Source organism: Acidovorax sp. BLS4 (assembly GCF_032929295.1).
Classification (GTDB): domain Bacteria; phylum Pseudomonadota; class Gammaproteobacteria; order Burkholderiales; family Burkholderiaceae_C; genus Paracidovorax.
In genome coordinates this window covers 3,505,967-3,525,089 of record NZ_CP136797.1, presented here as the reverse complement: position 1 = coordinate 3,525,089, position 19,123 = coordinate 3,505,967, and the positions used below count along the sequence as shown (strand labels likewise).

Below are 19,123 nucleotides of genomic sequence, written 5' to 3'. Positions count from 1 at the left end.
GCGGGCGCCGGCTCGAGTCCATGCGGTCGTTGAAAGGGGTCTAGCGGGCCGGTGCGGCGCAGGGCAGCTCGGGCTCGAACGTCTTGATGCCCGCGCCGATCAGGTCCGGCGCGATGTCCAGCGCCCAGGCCGTTGCCACGATGGCCAGCAGGGTGTCGGGCTCGGTCTGCACGGCATTGCGGCCGAACGTCAGGTCGGCCAGCGCGCCGAGCACATGCTCGGCCGAGCCGGTGGCCAGCACCACCCGGCCTGCCTTCACGAAGACGGCGCGGCCGTTGTCCTGCGCGCGGTGCTCCGCGATCGCGGGCAGCGTGCCGTCCTGGGCGTACAGCACCACGGCGCCGTCCGACAGCGGGGCCAGCTCCAGCACCTGGGGCTCGGCGGCGTTCAGCACTGCGGCACCGCCGGGCAGCACCACGTCGATCTGCGTGCGCAGCACCTTGAACATCTGGTCCTGCTCGAACACGTCGAACTCGGCCAGCCCGTCCTTGCCGTCCATGTCGGTCACCACGCCCACCTGGCAGCGGTCGTAGGCCAGGCCGTCGCGCAGGATGGTGCGGGCGTCGTTCTCGATCACGGCGGCCTGCACCATCTGGTTCATCAGCAGGCGGTGCGCGGCTTCCCAGTGGGCGCTGTCGGTGGTGTCCACGCAGCGGCGGTCCAGGAACAGACCCTCGCGGCAGGCCAGGCCCGTGTGGCGCCCGCCCAGGTGCATGAGCCAGCCCACCACGCGGGCGATGGTGCTGGTGCCGCGCGTGCCGGCCACGCCGACCAGCGGAATGCGGCCGATCGTGCCGTCGGCGTTCTCTTCGGCCGGGAACAGGTGCTCGGCAATCGCCTGGCCCACGGGGCGCGGCGCGCCGATGGCGGGCTTCAGGTGCATGAGCAGGCCGGGGCCGGCGTTCACCTCGACGATCGCGCCGCTCTGCTCCTGCAGCGGGCGGCCGATGTCGCGCGCCACGAGGTCGATGCCGGCGATGTCCAGGCCCACCACCTTGGCCGCCAGTGCGGCGATGTAGGCCACCTCGGGGTGCACTTCGTCGGTGCAGTCCACGGCCACGTTGCCGTTGCGCTGCACCACGACTTCGCGGCCGGCCTCGGGCACGGCCGTGGCGCTGAGGTCCTGGCGCTTGAGTTCGAGCTGCACGGCCACGTTGGTGTCCACCTGGATCAACTCGAGCGGGTATTCCTCTTCGTAGCCGCGGCGCGGGTCGGAGTTGAGCTGCGTGTCGATCAGCTCCTGCACGGTGGATCGGCCGTTGCCGGTGATGCTCACCACCTCGCCGCGCGCGGCGGCCACGACCTTGCCGCCCACCACGAGCACCCGGTGCTCGTCGCCGGGGATGAAGCGCTCGACCATCACGTCGCTGCCCTCGGGGTAGGCCACGTGGTAGGCCGCCTCGATGTCGGCCTGCTTGCGCAGGTCCAGCGTCACGCCACGGCCATGGTTGCCGTCCGAGGGCTTGACGACCACCGGCAGGCCGATGTCCTGCGCGGCTTCCCAGGCCTCTTCGGGGCTGTTGACGACCTGGCCCTCGGGCACGGGCACGCCGCACGACTTGAGCAGGCTCTTGGTCAGGTCCTTGTCGCTGGCGATGCCTTCGGCGATGGCGCTGGTGAACTCGCTCTCGGCCGTCCAGATGCGGCGCTGCGAGGCACCGTAGCCCAGTTGCACCAGGTTGCCGTCGTTCAGCCGGATGTGCGGAATGCCGCGGTCGGTCGCGGCGGTGACGATGCACGCGGTGCTGGGGCCGAGGTACTGGTCGTCCACCTCGGTGCGCACGCGCGCCACGGCGGCCTGCACGTCGAACGGGGTGTCATTGATGGCCGCCATGATGAGCTGGTGGCCCTGCTCGAGCGCCACGCGCGCCACGCGCTCGTCGCGCGCCCGGAACACCATGCGGTACACGCCGCGCTGCGAGGTGCTGCGCGTCTGCCCGAAGCCCGTGGGCATGCCCGACAGGTTGAGCAGCTCGATCACGATGTGCTCCAGCACGTGGCCGCACCAGGTGCCGCCCTCCAGCCGCTGCAGGAAGCCGCCGCGCTCGCCCACGCCGCAGTGGTGCTCGATGAGCGCCGGCAGCCAGGTGGTCAGGCGCTCGTTGAATCCCGGCAGGGCGTTGGACGGGTGGTCTTCGAGCGCGCCGAGATCCAGCCAGACTTCGAGCACTGGACGGTAAGTCCAGATGTTGGGACCGCGCAGGTAGTTGATGCGCAGCAGTTGGATGTCATTGAATGTCGCCATGGAGTGCAGCGTAAAGGAAACTGCGGCCCGAAGCGGACCGATTTGCGGAAGGAGTGTCGGTCAATTGTGCGCCCACTCGGGGGTGGCCTAAAGGATGTCAGCGTGGCCCGTGGGGAAGGCGTTACATGCAGATGCCAAAGCGGCCTGTGGAGCATCGGGGAGAATGGGGACCAGAGCACGGGCTGGCTTCTCGGGCCGTCCAGGGCGGAAAAACCAACCAAAATGCAACATCAACATCCTGTGGACGCCTCGAGTGTCTTGAATGGCCCCGACGGGGCCGAATGGCGAGCCAGGCTCGCTCCCCACGAAAACGTGCTGGCCGCGCTGCAGGTTGACCTGAGCCCGGCCCTGCGCTTCGCGCCCGGCCTGCTGGTGCTGACCTCCCAGCGCCTGCTGTCGCGCACCGATGGCGGTGCCGTGCAGGAGTGGCCGCTGGCCGCCGGCATGGCCTTGCGCCTGTCCGACCACGGCGGCGTGGGCGCGCTGGAACTGCACGACGCCGAGCGCCGCCTGGCGCTGTGGCGCTTCACCCTCGGCGCCCATCCGCAGGCCCTGCGCATGCTGCAGAAGTTTGACCAGCGCCTGGCCGCGCTGGGCATGCCGCACGATGCCAAGGTCGAGTCCGAGCCCGCGGACGAGGCCCGCTGCGAGGTCTGCCACACCGCGCTGCCGCCCGACACCGAGGAGTGCCCCGCCTGTGCCCGCGCGCCGGCCCCGCAGACCTCCACCTGGGTGCTGCTGCGCCTGTGGCGCTTCGCCCGGCCGTACCGCAAGCAACTTGCGACGGGCTTCGGGCTCACGCTCGCCTCCACTGCGGCCACCCTGGTGCCGCCGTACCTCACGATTCCCCTGATGGATGACATCCTCATCCCCTACCAGAATGGCCAGCAGATTCCGGTGCACCTCGTGGGGCTGTATCTGGGCGGCCTGCTGCTGTCGGCGCTGCTGGCCTGGGGGCTGGGCTGGGCGCGCACCTACATCCTGGCGCTGGTGTCCGAGCGCATCGGCGCGGACCTGCGCACCACCACCTACGAGCACCTGCTGCGCCTTTCGCTCGACTATTTCGGCGGCAAGCGCACCGGCGACCTGATGGCGCGCATCGGTTCGGAGACGGACCGCATCAACGTCTTCCTGTCGCTGCACGCCCTCGACTTCATGACCGATGTGCTCATGATCCTGATGACGGCAGCCATCCTGTTTTCGATCAACCCCTGGCTGGCGCTGGTCACGCTGGTGCCGCTGCCCTTCATCGCCTGGCTGATCCACAACGTGCGCGACCGTCTGCGCACCGGCTTCGAGAAGATCGACCGCGTGTGGTCCGAGGTCACCAACGTGCTGGCCGACACCATTCCCGGCATCCGCGTGGTGAAGGCCTTCGCCCAGGAAAAGCGCGAGGCGCAGCGCTTTCGCGATGCCAACCAGCACAACCTGGAGGTGAACGACCGGCTCAACAAGACCTGGTCGCTGTTCACGCCCACGGTCTCGCTGATGACCGAGATCGGCCTGCTCATCGTCTGGGGCTTCGGCATCTGGCTGGTGGCGCACAACCAGATCACCGTCGGCGTGCTGGCGGCGTTCATCGCCTACATCGGGCGCTTCTATACCCGGCTCGACTCCATGAGCCGCATCGTTTCGGTCACGCAGAAGGCCGCGGCCGGCGCCAAGCGCATCTTCGACATCCTGGACCACGTGAGCAACGTGCCCGATCCGGTGCAGCCAGTGACCATGGAGCGCGTCGAGGGCGCCATCGCGATGCGCAACGTGGGCTTTCGCTATGGCAGCCGCTCGGTCATCAAGGGGCTGAATCTGGATATCCGGCCGGGCGAGATGATCGGCCTGGTGGGCCACAGCGGTTCGGGCAAGAGCACGCTGGTCAACCTGATCAGCCGCTTCTACGACGTGACCGAGGGCTCGATCCAGGTCGATGGCGTGGATGTGCGCCGGCTGCGCGTGGCCGACTACCGCCGGCACATCGGGCTGGTGCTGCAGGAGCCGTTCCTGTTCTTCGGCACCATCGCCGAGAACATCGCCTACGGCAAGCCCGAGGCCACGCGCGCCGAGATCGTGGCGGCCGCGCGCGCCGCCCACGCGCACGAATTCATCCTGCGCCTGCCCCAGGGCTACGACTCGCTGGTGGGCGAGCGCGGCCAGGGCCTGTCGGGCGGGGAGCGCCAACGCATCAGCATCGCTCGCGCGCTGCTGATCGACCCGCGCATTCTGATCCTGGACGAGGCCACCTCCGCCGTGGACACCGAGACCGAGAAGGAAATCCAGAAGGCGCTCGATAACCTGGTGCAGGGCCGAACCACCATCGCCATCGCCCACCGCCTGTCCACGCTGCGCAAGGCCGACCGCCTGGTGGTCATGGACCGGGGCGAGGTGGTCGAGGTCGGCCCGCACGACGCCCTGATGGAAAAGCAGGGCGCCTACTGGCGCCTCTACGAAGCCCAGGCCCGCCGGGCCGAGGAGGACGCCGAGGCGTCGGGCCTCGTCATCGACAGCGCGTTGCTGCACCCCGCCCATCCCGCGGGCAACTCCTGATCCTTGAAAGAGAGCGCACGCCCATGACTGCTTCGCCTTCTCCTTTTTCCGCAGCCGCGTCCACCGCGGCCGCCGTCCCTGCCACCGCTTCGGCCGTGGCCGGCATCCGCCTGCAGCGCAACGCCCACGGCCGCCTGGTGCTCACCCAGCCCGGCGGCGCCGAGCACGCCGAAGTGGTGCCGGTGCGGGCCTTTCCCATCGCCGCGCCGGCCGAGGGCATCTCCCTGGTCGGTGCGGACGGCCATGAGCTGCAGTGGATCGAGCACCTGGACCACCTGCCTGCTGCCGCCCGGGCGCTGGTCCAGGAAGACCTTCACGCCCGCGAATTCGTGCCGATCCTGCAGAGGCTGGTCAGCGTCTCGGGGTTTTCCACCCCCAGCACCTGGGTGGTGGAGACGGACCGCGGCCCCGCGCAGCTGGTGCTCAAGGCCGAGGAGGACATCCGCCGGCTGGGCGGGCGCACCACCTTGCTGATCGCCTCGGCCGACGGCGTGCAGTTCCGCGTGCCCGATGTGGCGGCGCTGGACAAATCCTCGCGCCGGCTGCTGGAGCGTTTTCTATAGCACCCCGGCCGCGCCGGGCATGAGCCGGCGGCGGTTGCTACCGCCCTGCCTTGCGGCGTGGCGAGGCACAGGCGTGGCCAAGGGATAGGGGTAAACCCTGATTTTTGCCTTGATCCGTTAAAAAGGCCTTAATTTCCCTTTCTTTTTGCCGTTATGAAATACGACGAGGGATGAATTCCCCTTGCCGCTCCACTTTCACGAACGGACCCCGCCATGCAAATGCCACCTGTTGACCGATCGCCGAGCTGGCGTCCCCAGGGCGCCGATTTGTATTCCACGGGGGCCTCCGGCGCGGTTCCTGTCCGGCCCATCCATGCGGCCAACCCCGTCGAGTCAATGGACCGGCTGGGCGAGGGCGCCATCGTGCGAGAGCCGGACAAGCCCTCCGACCCGGACACGCGCAACCGCGACTGGACCGAGGTCAAGAAGAAGGACACGGTCGAAGAGAAGCAGGAGCCGCCGCCGGAGCCCATCTACAAGCAGCTGCTCGAGTTCATCCAGTCGATGTGGCGCGCCAGCGGCAGCGCCGTCGAGATGGCGCAGGAGCTCAACAAGACCCCGCTGCAGGAGCGCCTGGCCCAGGAGGCCAAGGACGAGCCCCTCACCTATGCCGACCCCAAGGTCAAGCGAACGGGCGGGCTGTAAGGCGATTTGCTCTTAAATCAGTAGCAGGATGCCCTAGTGCTGATTGTGCTGGAGGCCGTTTTGGCTATAAAACGACGAGTCCGGTGGCGGTGGCGGTAGCGAGCGGCGGCTAGGGCTTGGCCGCGCTGGCCGCACCGCCTGCCGCGCTGGCCGGGGTTTTCGCTTCCTCGGCCCGGGCGCGGTCGCGTTCGGCCCGGTACTTGGCGGCGAACGCCCGCACTTCCTCGTACGACACGAAACCGTCGTGGTTGGTATCGGCGTCGTCGAACGCGTTGGCCAGGCGTGGGAACAGCGCCACTTCCGAGCGGCTCAGCTTGCCGTCGCCATTGAAGTCCAGCATCTTGAACTCCTTTTGCGCCTTGATTTCGCCCTTGCTCAGGGGCTCGCTGGCCTTGGCCTGGGGCGCGGCGGCCGGGGGCGTCGCGGCGACGGCGCTGAAGGCCAGGCCGATGGCGAGCAGGGAAAACAGCGCGATGGCGCGCAGGGCGGCTGCACCGGGCCGGACCGGCGCCGCGGCGGCGCGGGCGGCATGGACACGGGACGGCAGGGGAGCGGCAGGGGTGTTCATTCGGGGCATGGTGTCACAGATGGTGGGGCCGGCGGGTTTTTGCAATCGGGGGCGGCAGGGTTTCACCGGCGGTTGCAAAGGTTTGCGCTTCTTTGCCTTTCGATGGCGGGGTGGCTGGGCCCACCGCCTTCAACCGGGGTTGGAGATGCCGCTGTTCACGTGGCCCGAGGGCACGTGCCGCGCCGCCGAGGTGACGTGGCCGGTCTGGTCGTCGAAGAAGAAATCAGGCTCGAACTCGCGCAGGAACCCGCCCTTGTCCAGCCCACCCAGGAACATGGCCTCGTCCACGGCGATGTTCCAGTTCATGAGCGTCTGGATGGCGCGTTCGTGCGCTGGCGCGCTGCGGGCGGTGACCAGGGCCGTGCGCAGGCGCATGCCCGACGAACTGCCCGCCGCTTGCTGAAGCCGGTGCAGCGCGGCCAGCAGCGGCTTGAAGGGGCCGTCGGGCAGCGGCTGCGCGGCCTTGTCGGTCTCGTGGCGCTGAAAGGCGGCCAGCCCCTGCGCCTGGTACACGCGCTCGGCCTCGTCGGAGAACAGCACGGCGTCGCCATCGAAGGCGATGCGCACCTCGTGCGGATTGGCGTGGCTGGCCTGCACCGATTCGGTCAGCACGCGCGCGGCCGGGTAGCCCAGTTGCAGGGCCTGGCGCACGTCGGCCTCGTTGGCGGACAGGAACAGGTGCGCGCCCAGCGGCCGCAGGTAGCGGAACGGGTCGCGCCCCTGCGTGAACACGCCGCGCTCCAGCGGCACGTGCGCGGCGCTGGCCGAACGGAAGATGCGCATGCCGCTCACCGGGTCGTTGCGCGACAGCACCACCACCTCCACGCGCTGGTGGCCGGGCTCGTTGAAGGCCAGCAGCTTCTTGACCAGCGAGAACGCCACGCCGGGGCGCGCGGGCGTGTCCAGCCGGTCGAGCTGCAGCTGCATGTAGGTCTGCGGCTGCAGCGGATCGAACAGGCGGTTTTCCTCCTCGAAATCGAACAGCGCGCGCGAGGAGATGGCGACGACGAGCTTGTCGTCCAGGGTCATGGCCATGGAGGGCTCCGGCGGCGGAGGGAAGGCAGGCCGGTCATTATTTGACGAACTGGTTGAGCTGGATGATGGGCATGAGAACGGCCAGCACGATCAGCATGACGATGAGCCCCATGGCGACGATGAGCAGGGGCTCCAGAATGGTGGCCAGCTGCAGCGCCCGGCGCTGCACCTCGGTGGACAGCTGCGTGGCCGCGCGCTGCAGCATCACGGGCAACTGGCCGGTCTGCTCGCCCAGGCGCGCGAACATGGCGACCAGGCCAGGAAAGCGCTTTTTCTGCGCCATGGCCGAGGCCAGCGGCGCGCCCTCGCGCACCAGCACCAGCGCGTCGAGCGCATCGGCGCGCATGGCGCGGTTGTTCAGCGTCTCGGCGGCGGCCTGCAGCGCCCGCAGGATGGGCACGCCGGCGCCCGCCAGCATGGCCAGCGTGCCGGCAAAGCGCGCCGCGTTGTAGCTGCGCGCCAGCTTGCCCACCAGCGGCAGGGTCAGCCACACGGCATCGAATTTTTCGCGAAAACGCGGCTGCGCCAGGGCATACCTTGCCCCGAATGCTATGAAAATAATAGCGATTAGCGCCGCCCAGCCGTAGTGGCGCACCGCGTCGCTGATGGCGAGCATGGCCACGGTGAGAAAGGGCAGTGCGCGCTTGGTGCCGGCGAACACGGCCGCCACCTGGGGCACGACATAGCCCACCAGGAACAGCACGATGACGATGGCCACCAGGGTGACGATGGCGGGGTAGAGCGCCGCGCCGATCAGCTTGGCCTTGAGCGCCTGCCGGTCCTCCAGATCGTCCGCCAGGCGCTCCAGCACCAGGCCGAGGTTGCCGCTGTGCTCGCCGGCGCCGATCACGGCGCAGTAGATGGCCGAGAACTCGCGCGGGTGGGCGCCCAGGGCACGGGCGAAGGTGGAGCCGGCGTTCACCTCGGCGCGCAGGGTGGCCACGAGGTGGCGCTGGCGCTCGTCGTCGGCCTCGTCGGCCAGGGCGGTGAGGGCCCGCTCCAGCGGCAGGCCCGAGGCGACGAGCCCGGCGAGCTGGCGGGTCCAGATGGAGAGCGCCGTGGCGCCGAACACCGGCCGCGTGAAGAGCCGCTGGCTGAAGGTGGCCGCGCCCCCGCCGGTGGGGCCCTGGCCCGCCGCGAGCGCCTCCACGGCCATGGGCACGAGCGCCTGGGCGCGCAGCAGGCTGCGGGCGGCCTTGGCGGTGTCGGCTTCGATGGTGCCTTTGCGGGTCTGGCCCTGCGCGTCGAGGGCTTCAAAGGAAAAGGCGGGCATGCGGTTCAGTCGGGATCGGCGAGGGGAATGGGCAACGGGGCGGTGCGTGATGGTAGCCGCTGCCGGTGGCAGGCCGGTGTCGCGCGGCGATGGCGGGCCGGCGTGCGCCTGCCGCCCCGGCGCCGTCGGTCGCGCGCGGCGCCGTGCCGGCCGCTCACTCCGCCCGGTTGGCGGCGGCCACGATGTCCAGCGACCGCAGGCGCAGCGCCGGGTCGTACACGTCGCTCACCAGCATGAACTCGTCGGCGCGGGTTTCCTCGGCCAGTTCGCGCAGGCCGGCGCGCACCGTGTCCGGCCCGCCGATCACGCCCGCAGCCAGGAAGTCGCCGATGGCGGCGCGCTCCTGGGGCGACAGCCGCGCCGCGAAGTCTTCCACGGGCGGCTGCAACTGCAGGCGGTTGCCCGTCAGGATGCCCAGCACCCGCTGGTAGGTGCTGCTGGCGAGGTATTCGGCCTCGGCGTCGGTCGGGGCGGCGATCACCGGCACGCCGACCACCACGTAGGGCGCGGCCAGGGTGGGCGAGGGGCGGAACAGGCGCCGGTACAGATCGATCGCCTGGTGCAGCATGCGCGGCGCGAAGTGCGAGGCGAAGGCGTAGGGCAGGCCGCGTTCTGCCGCGAGCTGGGCCGAGAACAGGCTGGAGCCCAGCAGCCAGACGGGCACCTCGGTGCCGGCACCGGGCGTGGCCACGAGGCGCTGGCCGGCCTGCACGGGGCCCAGCAGGCGCTGCAGCTCGGCCACGTCGCGCGGAAAGTCCTGCTCGGTCTCCACGCGGTCGCGGCGCAGGGCGCGCATGGTGGGGCCGTCGGTGCCGGGCGCTCGGCCCAGGCCCAGGTCGATGCGGCCGGGGTACAGCTCGGCCAGCGTGCCGAAGGCCTCGGCCACCACCAGCGGCGCATGGTTGGGCAGCATGATGCCGCCCGAGCCGACGCGGATGCGCTGCGTGGCGCCGGCGATGTGGCCGACCAGCACGGCCGTGGCCGAGCTGGCGATGCCGGGCATGTTGTGGTGTTCGGCCAGCCAGTAGCGCGAAAAGCCCAGCGATTCGGCATGCTGGGCGGTGCGCACGGCGATCTGCAGGGCCTCGGCCACCGTGCCGCCTTCGCGAACGGCCACCAGATCGAGCATGGAAAGAGCGGGGAATCGTTGCGTGGGGCGTTGCGTAGAGGTCATGCGGACGATTGTGGGGCGCCGGCCAAACCTGTGCTCGCCCGCGGCCATCGGTTCGGTGCTAGGCGTGCCATGCGGGGCGCCGCGAATGCCAAGTTTGGCGATGGCTGAGCCAGCGTCGATAATCCCAGGCTATGACGGCGCCGCCGTCCCTGTCCCCTGCATCGCCGCAGTCCGCGGCGTGGCCGAGCGGGGCACGCACCAAGACCAGGAAGCCATGGGATTTTTCAGCCGTTTGTTCACGCCGCGGGCGGATGGCAAGGCCGTGGAAGACGACTGGACCTCGCTGCCCGACAGCAACGCCAGCGAACTGGTGGTGATGGGCGAGGAGGCCGCCAAGCTGCTGGCCGAGATCGACATCGACGCCGCCATCGCCAGCCACGAGCGCTGGCTGCCTTGGCTGGAGCAGGTGCTGCAGGGCGCGCGCGACGAGCGGCTGCGGCCCGAGGTGATCCAGGACGACGGCTGCTCGGAACTGGGCCAGTGGCTGCAGGGGGACGGGCGCATCGCGCTGGGCCACTTTCCGGCCTTCGACATGATGGCTCGGCGCCACCGCCATTTCCACCAGCAGGCGGCGGACCTGGTGCGGCACGCCGAGGCGGGCGACATGGCGCTGGCGCAGCAGGCGCTCAAGGGTTGCCAGCATGCGTCCAAGCAGGTGGTGCTGCTGCTCAAGGAGCTCAAGCGCGGGCTGGGGCGCTGAAGCGAAGCGGCCCGGCGACAGGCACGGCCACCTTCAGACTCCGACCTGCCCTGGCCGCCGATGGCGATTGGGGCCGAATAGGCCGCCAGCACAATCAGTACTAGGGCATAGTGCTATTAAAATAATAGCGATCGATGCTTCGCGCCGTGGCCGCTCTCTGGCGTGCCTGCCCGCTCAGTCCCGCGTGACGCGCAGCACTTCCTCGGGGCTGGTGATGCCGGCGCGCACCAGGCGCTCGCCGTCGTCGCGCATCAGCGTCATGCCGCCGGCCAGGGCCGTGGCGCGCAGGTCGGCCTCGGAAGACTGGTTGTGGATCTGCGCGCGCAGCGTGTCGTCCACCACCAGCATCTCGAACACGCCCGTGCGGCCGCGGTAGCCGCTGGGGTCGGACGGATCGAGCTTGCGCACCAGGCGCTGGGCCAGCACGCCGAGCAGCGAGCTGGACAGCAGGAAGGGCTCCACGCCCATGTCGGTCAGTCGCGTGACGGCGCTGGCGGCGTCGTTGGTGTGCAGCGTGGCCAGCACCAGGTGGCCGGTGAGGGAGGCCTGGATGGCGATCTGCGCGGTCTCGAAATCGCGGATTTCGCCGATCATGATCACGTCCGGGTCCTGGCGCAGGATGGCGCGCAGGGCCTTGGCGAAGGTGAGGTCGATCTTGGCGTTCACCTGCGTCTGGCCCACGCCCGGCAGCTCGTATTCGATGGGGTCTTCCACCGTCATGATGTTGCTGCTGGCCGCGTCCAGGCGGCCGAGCGCGGCATACAGCGTGGTGGTCTTGCCCGAGCCCGTGGGCCCGGTCACCAGGATGATGCCGTGCGGCTGGTGGATCAGGCTGTCGAAGCGGCGCAGGGTGTTGCCCTGCATGCCCACGGCCTCCAGGCTCAGCTTGCTCTCGCTCTTGTCCAACAGGCGCAGCACCGCGCGTTCGCCATGGGCGCTGGGCAGGGTGGACACGCGCACGTCGATGGCGCGGGTGCCCAGGCGCAGGCTGATGCGGCCGTCCTGCGGCAGGCGCTTTTCCGAGATGTCCAGGTCGGCCATGATCTTCAGGCGCGAGATCAGCGCGGCGTGCAGCGCGCGGTTGGGCTGCACCACCTCGCGCAGGGTGCCGTCCACGCGAAAGCGCACGCTGGAGTGGCGCTCGTAGGGCTCGATGTGGATGTCGCTCGCGCCGTCGCGCGCGGCCTGCGTGAGCAGCGCGTTCAGCATGCGGATGATGGGCGCATCGCCGGCCGATTCCAGCAGGTCTTCCACCGCCGGCAGCTCCTGCATCATGCGCGAGAGGTCGGCATCGGATTCGACCTCGCTCACCACCGTGGCCGCGCTCGACTCGCCCTGCGAATAGGCCGCGCTGATGCGCTGCGCCAGCCCGTGGGCGTCCAGCGGCATGAGTTCGCGCACGGCGTACTTGCGCAGCACCTCCGACAGGGCGCCGGCATCGGGCGCGGGGCCGTGCCACAGCACGGTGGTCTGGCCGTCGTCCTCGAGCAGCAGCTGGGCGGTGCGCGCGAAGGCGTAGGGAAGCGGGTGGCGCATGGGCTTACTGGGGGCTGAGCTTTTCCGGGGGCGCGGTGTATTCGGACGGCGTGGGCACCGGCCGCGGGATGGCGCGCTGCTCGGGCAGGAGCGGTGCGAGCGGCGCGGTGCGGGTCGGCGCCTGCGGCACCACTGGGGCGGTGGGCAGGGCCGGCAGCACGGGGGCGTCCGAGACGCTGCGCATCACGGTGCTGGGCGCGGGCTGCGTGGTCTGCTGCAGCGCGCGGATGGCTTCGTAGCGGTCGGTCATCACCGCATCGCTGGTGGCAGCGTCGCGGATCACGAGCGGGCGCAGGAACACCATCAGATTGGTCTTCCTGCGCGAGCGGTTCTCGTTGCGGAACAGGCCGCCCACCAGGGGCAGGTCGCCCATCAACGGCACCTTGTCCTGGCCGAGTGCGTATCGGTCTTCCAGCAGGCCGCCCAGCACGATCACGCTGCCGTCGTTCACCAGCACGGTGGATTCGATCGACCGCTTGCTGGTCGTGGGGCCGTTGGCGGAGGTGAGCGTGGCCGAGTCCACCTGCGAGACTTCCTGGTACAGCGTGAGCTTGACCTGGCCGTTCTCGTTGATCTGCGGGCGCACGCGCAGCATCAGGCCCACGTCCTTGCGCTCGACGGTGGTGAACGGGTTGACAGTGCTGCTGCCGGTGCTGTTGGCGTAGGAGCCGGTCACGAACGGCACGTTGTTGCCGATGATGATCTGGGCCTCTTCGTTGTCCAGCGTCATCAGGTTCGGGGTGGAGAGCACGTTGGCATCGCCCGTGTTCTCCAGGAAGTTGGCCAGCGCGCCCAGGTAGTAGTTGCCGTTGATGCGCGGCGCGACGGCCACGTTCAGGCCGTTGCCCAGGCTGCTGCCGCTGGAGGTGAGCGCCGAGGCGATACTGGTCGAGTTGCCGCTGGCTGCCGCCAGGGCGAGGTTGATGATGTTGGAGCCGCCGCCCTGCGTGGAGTTGGTGCCGATCACGCCCACCGTGCCGCTGCCCGTGTTGCCCACCACGCTTTGCCACTGGATGCCGAACTCGGCCACCTTGTTGGCGGCGACTTCGACGATCAGGCTTTCCACCAGCACCTGGGCACGCCGGCCGTCGAGCTGGTCGATCACCGCGCGCAGCTGCCGGTACTGTGGCTCGGGCGCCGAGATGATGAGCGAGTTGGTCGTCGGGTCGGCCTGGATCTGCCCGCCGGTGGAAGGCTGGTTGCTGTTGGACGAGTTGCCCACGCTGCTGGCGTTGCTGCCCAGCCCGCCGCTGCTGCTGCTGCTCCCGCCGAACGTGGAGTTGTTGTTCATGGAGCTGCTGCCCCCGGTCTGCGACATGCCGCCCGTCAGCCCGGTCGAGCCCAGGCCCGAGCCGGTGGGCGCGCTGGAGGTGGTGCCCGAGCCCGAAGACCCGCTGCCCGTGGCCGCCGACAGCGCCGCGCGCAGCGTGGCCGCAAGCTTGGTGGCGTCGGCGTTCTTGAGGTACACCACATGGATGTTGCCGCCCGCGGCGCTGCTGCCGGGCGTGGCGGGCTGGTCGAGCTTTTGCACCAGCGACCGCACGAGCGCCAGGCGCGCCGGGTTGGCCGCGCGCAGGATGAGCGAGTTGCTGCGCGGCTCGGCCAGCAGCGTGGTGCGGAACGACGTGTCCGACTGCCCCTGGGCCACGGCCGGAACGGCCCCGGCGGCCGTGCCGCTGCCCTCCAGCAGGCGCGACACCAGCGGCGCCAGTTCGGTGGCCAGCGCGTTCTGCAGCGGAATCACTTCCACGTCGCTGGCGTTGGAGACATCCATGGCCGCCACGATGCGCGCCAGGCGCTGCAGGTTGTCGGCGTAGTCGGTGATCACCAGCGAGTTGTTGCCGGGGTTCACGTTGATCGTGTTGTTGGGGCTGATGAGCGGGCGCAGCACCGGCACCAGGTTGGCCGCGTTCTCGAAGTTGAGCTTGAAGATCTGCGTGACGATCTGCCCGCCGCCGCGCGTGCCGCCGAGGCCGCTTTCCGACACGTTCACGCTGCCGGCCTGCAGCTTGGCATCCGCCTCGGGCACGACCTTGTACAGGCCCGCGGCCTCCACCACCGTGAAGCCCTGCAGCCGCAGCGCGGCCAGGAACTGCTGGAAGGCGGCCGCGGGTGTCACCGCGCGTTCGGTCACCAGGGTGAGCTGGCCCTTCACGCGCGGGTCCACCACCACGTTGCGGCCGGTGATGGTGGCCATGGTGCGTGCCACGGCCTCGATCTCGGCGTTGGCGAAGTTCAGCGTGACCGGCTCGCCGGCGCGCACGCTGCTGGTGCCGGTACCCACGGCCGTCTGGGCCTGGAGCGTGCCGCCCGCGCAGGCCAGCAGGGCCCCTGCGGCCAAAGCGTGGAGTGCGAACCGCAGGCGTTGCGAAGTCAAGGAAGTCATAGGGTCAACCCACGGTGATGATGGAGCGCGCGCCGGTGCGCCGCCCGATGATATTGAGGAGATTGGCCAGCGCGCCCTCGCGCTCGGGCGCCGCGGTGGCCTCGCCGGTGAAGCGCAGGCGCTGGCCCACCCACTGGCCGCTGCCGGACAGGCGCAGCGCGCCGTCGAGCGTGGACAGCGCCAGGGTGGGCGCCTGCCCGCCCTGCAGCACCAGCCGGTAGCTGCCCATGGGGCGCAGCGTGGACAGGCGCGAGGACATGTCCAGCGCATCGACCTGCGCCTGCCCGTCCACCACGAGGCGGCCGGCGGACCAGTCGAACGAAAGGCTCTGCGTGCCCAGGGCCAGCTGGCCCTGCGGCTGCAGCGTGTTCCAGGGCGTGCCCAGGCCGGCCAGCACGGCGGCCGGCCACTGGCTGCGGCCGTCGGCCACGGTCACGCGGGCACCGCCCCAGTGCGGGCGCAGCCGCAGCTGCACCGGCTGGGGCGTGCAGCAATCGGCCCGCAGTTCGGCGCGGGCGCCGTCCCACGCCGGGCGCAGGCGCCACTGCAGGCGCCCGGGCAGGGCGGCCTGGTCCTGGCTGCCGCGGCCGCCGGTGAGCACCATCTGGGCCGAGCCGGTCCACACCGTGCCGCGCGCCTGCGCCAGCCGCACCTGCCCGCCGCTGGCCTGCTCCACGGCGCTGGCCAGCCACTGCGCGGGAGCGAAGACCAGCAGCGCCGGCAATGCGCCCAGCAGCACGCCGGCCAGCGCCCAGCCGCGCGGCGAGCGCGGCACGGCGGAGCCGGCGAACGGAGGGCGGGGGGCGGTGCTGCGGGACACAGTGGCGTTCAAAAAAAGGGCTCGGGGAAGGGGTGGGCGAGAGGAGGGATGGCAAGGACCAGCGGATCAGCCCGGCGGCAGGGCCAGCACCAGGGTGCCGTCCCAGCGCGGCATGTCGGGCGCCGCAGGCTGGTTGGACAGGGCCGCGGGCGGCTTGCCGGCCGGCGTGGGGCCGACCACGGCCGTGCTGCTGCGCGCCAGGCGCGCCTCGATGGGCACGGTGCGGGCATTGCTGCGCGCCTGCGAAAGCCACAGGGCCAGCGCATCGGCAGGCGCCCCTTTGAGCGTGACGGTGGCGCGGTCGCCCAGCACCGCCATCTGCGCGGTGGTGCCCAGGCGCTGCGTGAGCGAGCTGCGCAGCACCTGGGCGGTGTCGCCCAGCGGCGCACGCGGCGCGCTCTGCAGCTGCAGGGCCTCGGCCTGCAGCGACTGCATGTGCTGCAGCTGCGCATCCAGTTCGGCATGGCGTGCGGGCGCGCTGCGCAGGGTCTGCAGTGCGGGCGCGACCGCCACCCACCACAGCAGCGCGGCGGCGACCAGGCCGCCGGCGGCCAGCACCAGCGACTGCTCGCGCGGGGCCAGGGCCTTCCAGCGCGCCTTGAGGGGCGCGACGGCGCTGGAGGGCGAAGAGGGGGCGGCGGGTGCGGGGCGCTTCATGGCTGGCCTCCGGTGCGCAGCAGCCACTGGCCGTCCTGCATGCGGGAGGAATACCCGGCGGCGGACAGCCGCTGGTTGGCGCTGGCCAGTGCCTCGGCGGGCAGCTCGAGCCCGCGCAGGCGCAGGTCGCCCGCGCTGTAGTCGAGCGCGGTGGGCAACTGGCCCGGCGGCAGCGCGGCGCCCGCGGCGGCCAGCATGGGTTCGAGGTCGCGCGGCGAGACGCTGCCGGCGGCCTGGCGCAACTGGGCGAGTTCGCGCTCCATCTGCACGGGCGCATCGACCACCACCTTCACCTGGGGAAAGGTCTGCGTGAGCGCGGCGCGCACGCCGGCCTGCTTGGCCTCCAGTGCCTGGCGTTCCTGCCAGGCCCAGGCATTGAGGCCCACGAGCTGCGTGGCCACCAGCAGCCCGAGGGCCCAGCGCGCGGCGCGCCATTGCGGCGCGCGCGCGAAGGTGCCGAGCGTGCTGCCGGCCTTGCGCAGCGCGCGGGTGCGGCCGCTGCTGGCCAGGTCGAACTGCGCCAGGTCCCAGTCGCTGCGGGCGGCGTCCAGGGCGCGCTGGCTGGCGGTGTAGAGCACGGCGGGGCGGCCCAGCATCTGCTCGGCGAGCGCGGCCACGGCGGGTTCGGCGCGCACGGCGGGGGGCTGCCCCCCCGCATCCGCACCGGCCATCGCGCCCGTGAGCTGCAGGGCCATGGGCGACAGCGGCAGCACCGCCACGGCCTGATCGGGGCCCTGCGCGGTGGCCACCAGATGGGCGTCTTCGGGCGTGCCCAGGGCGAAGTGGTCGGGCGCTCCGCTGGCGGTGGGGCCGGGAGCGAACTCGGGCACCACCCGCTGCACCGGGCGGCCGGCCGCTTCCAGGGCCTGCAGCGCGGCGCGCAGCCAGGCCCGGTCGCACACCGCGACCCAGGCGGGCGCGCCGGGGCGGGCCCCGGGCTCCAGCGCGAAATGCAGTGCGGCGGGATCGTCCAGCAGGCGCTCTTCGAGCAGCCCTTCGAGCACGGCGCGCAGGCGCGGCGCCTGCGTGCCGGCACCGGGCGGCAGGGTGACGCGCTGCCACGACAGGGCGCGGGCCGGCACCACGGCCACCACCTCGCCGGCGCGGCCCGGGTCGGGCAGCAGCGCGGCGGGCGCGTTCGCGTGTCGTGTGGCGGTGTGGCCGTCGGTGGTCAGCGTGTAGCCGTACTCGGTGGCCGGCCCCGGGTGGCCCGGGGGCAAGGAAAGGATGAGGGTGCTCATGGATGGGTTTCGCGGGCCATTTTAGGGGCGTGGCATGACGGATCGCGCGGCCGGGGTCAGCGGGTGGCCGTGGCGGCGTCGTTGCGCGCGAAGACCCCGCGTTCGCGCCACAGCGTGCGGGCTTCGCGGCCGGCCTTGTAGACCAGGGAGCGTTCCTGCACCACGGTGCTTCCCAGCCGCAGCCGGCCAAGCACTTCGTAGTACGACGAGGAGACGGTGTGCGTGGTGGTGTCCATTTGCGCCGAGCCGCTCAGCAGCTTGCGTGCGTCTTCCTCGTTGCGAAAGTGCCGGGCCTCGCGCGCCTGCACCAGTTGCTGCGCGCCGGCCATGTCCAGCCCCTCGATGCTGGCCTGCAGCACCTGGGCGCTGGCCGTGTTCAGGTTCACCCGCGTGCTGCGCGGCAGCACGGTGGCGTAGGGCTCCAGCGCCGCGATGGTGGCGGCGTCCACGCCCAGCCAGGACAGCTGCGACAGGGTGCGCGGCATCAGGGGCGCGTTGCCCGCATCGCCGCCCGTGGCCTTGGCCTGGCGCAACCCGTCGGCCAGCAGGTTCAGTTGCTGGCGCGGCAGGCCGAGCTGCTCGAAAAGGCGGGTGAACTGGCGCAGGGGGATCTCCTGCACCGCATTGCCGTCCACCAGGTTGAAGAGGTTCAGGCGCGACTGCAGGTCGATGATCCGGCCGGACAGGAAGGCATCGGCCGTGTCGGTGCTCGCATCCTCGGGCTGGCTCACGTTGCGGTCCGCCGCGAGGAAGGTGGACAGGCGCGCTTCTTCCAGCGGCACCGCCCAGGGCTCGGCCAGGTGGTCGGTGCCGTCGCTGTCGCGCGCGGCGGCGTCCTCGCGCAGGATGAGCCGCGACCAGTCGAGCGCGCCGGCCAGGATCCACGCCGACTGCGCGCGTGCGCGCTCGGCGGTCTCCACCTCGACCGCGCGCCACTGCTGCCACATGGCCGCGGCCGCGAACGTGGCCACCAGCGTCACCGTGAGCATGGCGGCCAGCAGCGCCGCGCCGCGTGCGGCGGGGCGGCGCGGCAGTGTGCGGGGGGCGCGGGTCATGTCTTGCCTCCGCCGTTCACCGGGTTGACCCAGTCGCGGGTGAGCGTGCCCGCCAGCGCGCGGCCGGGCGGCAGCGTCAGCTGCAGGCGCACGCCTTCGGGGATGTTGGTGGCCGCCGTCGGGCCCTGCGATTGCGGCAGGTTGGCGGTCGTCTCGCTGCTGGACAGGGCGTTGTACCAGGCGCCGTCGCGGTAGTAATAGATCTGCCAGTTCACCAGCGGCATGAGCACGGTCTCGGCGCGCCGCTCGGCCTCGCCCGGCGTGCGGGCCCACTGCGCCGCGCGCTGCCAGGCCTCGCGCCATTGCGCCCGCGTGCGCACCGGCGGCGACTGCCAGCGCAGCCACTGGTCGATGCCGTTCACGTTGCGCCGGGTCCAGGCCACGACCACCGGGCCTTCGTCGGGCTCGGCGCTGCTGCGGCGCGTCATGCGCAGCACCTGGCCGTCCCAGTCGAGCGGCTCGGTCTGGTCGATGGCCTGCAGCGCATCCAGGTCGGTGCCCCACTGGGCGAGCGCCGCCTGGATGACGAGCAGGCCGTCGGCCCGCTCCCGCGTCTGCTCCTGCGCGCGCACCATGCCGTCGAGCCCGCGCCAGCTCATGATCGCCAGGATCGCCATGATGGCGATGGCCACGAGCAGCTCGATCAGCGTGAAGCCGCGCGAAAGCCGGTTCGGGCGGCGCATG

The 19,123-nt window shown here is 71.1% G+C and carries 16 protein-coding genes; 4 read left to right on the top strand and 12 right to left on the bottom strand.

Going from position 1 to position 19,123, the window contains the following annotated elements; all coding sequences use genetic code 11:
* Positions 1–40: 40 nt before the first annotated feature.
* Positions 41–2,245, bottom strand: a complete 2,205-nt coding sequence (gene cphA, locus R1Z03_RS16335; RefSeq protein ID WP_317352824.1) for a cyanophycin synthetase — start codon at positions 2,243–2,245, stop codon at positions 41–43.
* A 222-nt stretch (positions 2,246–2,467) separates the two neighbouring features.
* On the opposite strand from cphA, the gene R1Z03_RS16330 reads away from it, so the two are divergent.
* The 3 genes from R1Z03_RS16330 (at position 2,468) to R1Z03_RS16320 (ending at position 5,994) form a co-directional block, all read left to right on the top strand.
* On the top strand, positions 2,468–4,786 hold the full coding sequence (locus R1Z03_RS16330) for an ABC transporter ATP-binding protein (RefSeq protein ID WP_317352822.1): 2,319 nt from the start codon (positions 2,468–2,470) through the stop codon (positions 4,784–4,786).
* Between the two features lie 23 nt (positions 4,787–4,809).
* On the top strand, positions 4,810–5,349 hold the full coding sequence (locus tag R1Z03_RS16325) for a DUF1854 domain-containing protein (RefSeq protein ID WP_317352820.1): 540 nt from the start codon (positions 4,810–4,812) through the stop codon (positions 5,347–5,349).
* A 213-nt stretch (positions 5,350–5,562) separates the two neighbouring features.
* Positions 5,563–5,994 (top strand): hypothetical protein, encoded by a 432-nt coding sequence (locus R1Z03_RS16320; protein WP_284396393.1) that lies wholly within the window; start codon positions 5,563–5,565, stop codon positions 5,992–5,994.
* Positions 5,995–6,103: 109 nt separating this feature from the next.
* On the opposite strand, the gene R1Z03_RS16315 is transcribed toward R1Z03_RS16320, so the two are convergent.
* The 4 genes from R1Z03_RS16315 to R1Z03_RS16300 form a co-directional block, all read right to left on the bottom strand.
* Positions 6,104–6,562: an EF-hand domain-containing protein gene (locus R1Z03_RS16315; protein WP_317352818.1), complete on the bottom strand. Its 459-nt coding sequence runs from the start codon at positions 6,560–6,562 to the stop codon at positions 6,104–6,106.
* 129 nt (positions 6,563–6,691) lie between these two features.
* Positions 6,692–7,597, bottom strand: coding sequence for a 5'-nucleotidase (locus R1Z03_RS16310; RefSeq protein ID WP_272551189.1), 906 nt, complete (start codon positions 7,595–7,597; stop codon positions 6,692–6,694).
* 37 nt (positions 7,598–7,634) lie between these two features.
* The gene (gene gspF / locus R1Z03_RS16305) at positions 7,635–8,870 is read right to left on the bottom strand and encodes a type II secretion system inner membrane protein GspF (protein WP_317352816.1); all 1,236 of its coding nucleotides are present in this window, start codon (positions 8,868–8,870) and stop codon (positions 7,635–7,637) included.
* Positions 8,871–9,024: 154 nt separating this feature from the next.
* Positions 9,025–10,044 carry an LLM class flavin-dependent oxidoreductase gene (locus tag R1Z03_RS16300; protein WP_317352813.1) on the bottom strand — a complete coding sequence of 340 codons (1,020 nt, stop codon included), beginning with the start codon at positions 10,042–10,044 and terminating at the stop codon, positions 9,025–9,027.
* 214 nt (positions 10,045–10,258) lie between these two features.
* Here R1Z03_RS16300 and R1Z03_RS16295 point away from each other — a divergent pair, with 214 nt between their 5' ends.
* Positions 10,259–10,744 carry a CZB domain-containing protein gene (locus R1Z03_RS16295; protein WP_317352810.1) on the top strand — a complete coding sequence of 162 codons (486 nt, stop codon included), beginning with the start codon at positions 10,259–10,261 and terminating at the stop codon, positions 10,742–10,744.
* A 174-nt stretch (positions 10,745–10,918) separates the two neighbouring features.
* Here the strand turns inward: R1Z03_RS16295 and R1Z03_RS16290 are convergent, their stop codons facing one another.
* From R1Z03_RS16290 to R1Z03_RS16260, 7 genes are all read right to left on the bottom strand, one after another.
* Positions 10,919–12,280, bottom strand: a complete 1,362-nt coding sequence (locus R1Z03_RS16290) for a GspE/PulE family protein (RefSeq protein ID WP_272567432.1) — start codon at positions 12,278–12,280, stop codon at positions 10,919–10,921.
* A gap of 4 nt (positions 12,281–12,284) precedes the next feature.
* Positions 12,285–14,666, bottom strand: a complete 2,382-nt coding sequence (gspD, locus tag R1Z03_RS16285) for a type II secretion system secretin GspD (RefSeq protein WP_317352804.1) — start codon at positions 14,664–14,666, stop codon at positions 12,285–12,287.
* A gap of 4 nt (positions 14,667–14,670) precedes the next feature.
* Positions 14,671–15,486, bottom strand: a complete 816-nt coding sequence (gene gspN, locus R1Z03_RS16280) for a type II secretion system protein N (RefSeq protein ID WP_284425927.1) — start codon at positions 15,484–15,486, stop codon at positions 14,671–14,673.
* A 66-nt stretch (positions 15,487–15,552) separates the two neighbouring features.
* Entirely contained in the window at positions 15,553–16,143 is a 591-nt protein-coding gene (gspM, locus tag R1Z03_RS16275) for a type II secretion system protein GspM (protein ID WP_284429850.1), read from the bottom strand.
* Positions 16,140–17,384: a type II secretion system protein GspL gene (gene gspL / locus R1Z03_RS16270; protein ID WP_284429851.1), complete on the bottom strand. Its 1,245-nt coding sequence runs from the start codon at positions 17,382–17,384 to the stop codon at positions 16,140–16,142. The genes gspM and gspL overlap by 4 nt, the downstream gene beginning before the upstream one ends.
* Positions 17,385–17,440: 56 nt before the next feature.
* On the bottom strand, positions 17,441–18,439 hold the full coding sequence (gene gspK, locus R1Z03_RS16265) for a type II secretion system minor pseudopilin GspK (RefSeq protein ID WP_317352798.1): 999 nt from the start codon (positions 18,437–18,439) through the stop codon (positions 17,441–17,443).
* A complete protein-coding gene (locus tag R1Z03_RS16260; RefSeq protein ID WP_284405046.1) occupies positions 18,436–19,122 on the bottom strand; it encodes a type II secretion system protein J in 687 nt (228 codons plus the stop codon). The genes gspK and R1Z03_RS16260 overlap by 4 nt, the downstream gene beginning before the upstream one ends.
* Between the last annotated feature and the right edge of the window lies 1 nt (position 19,123).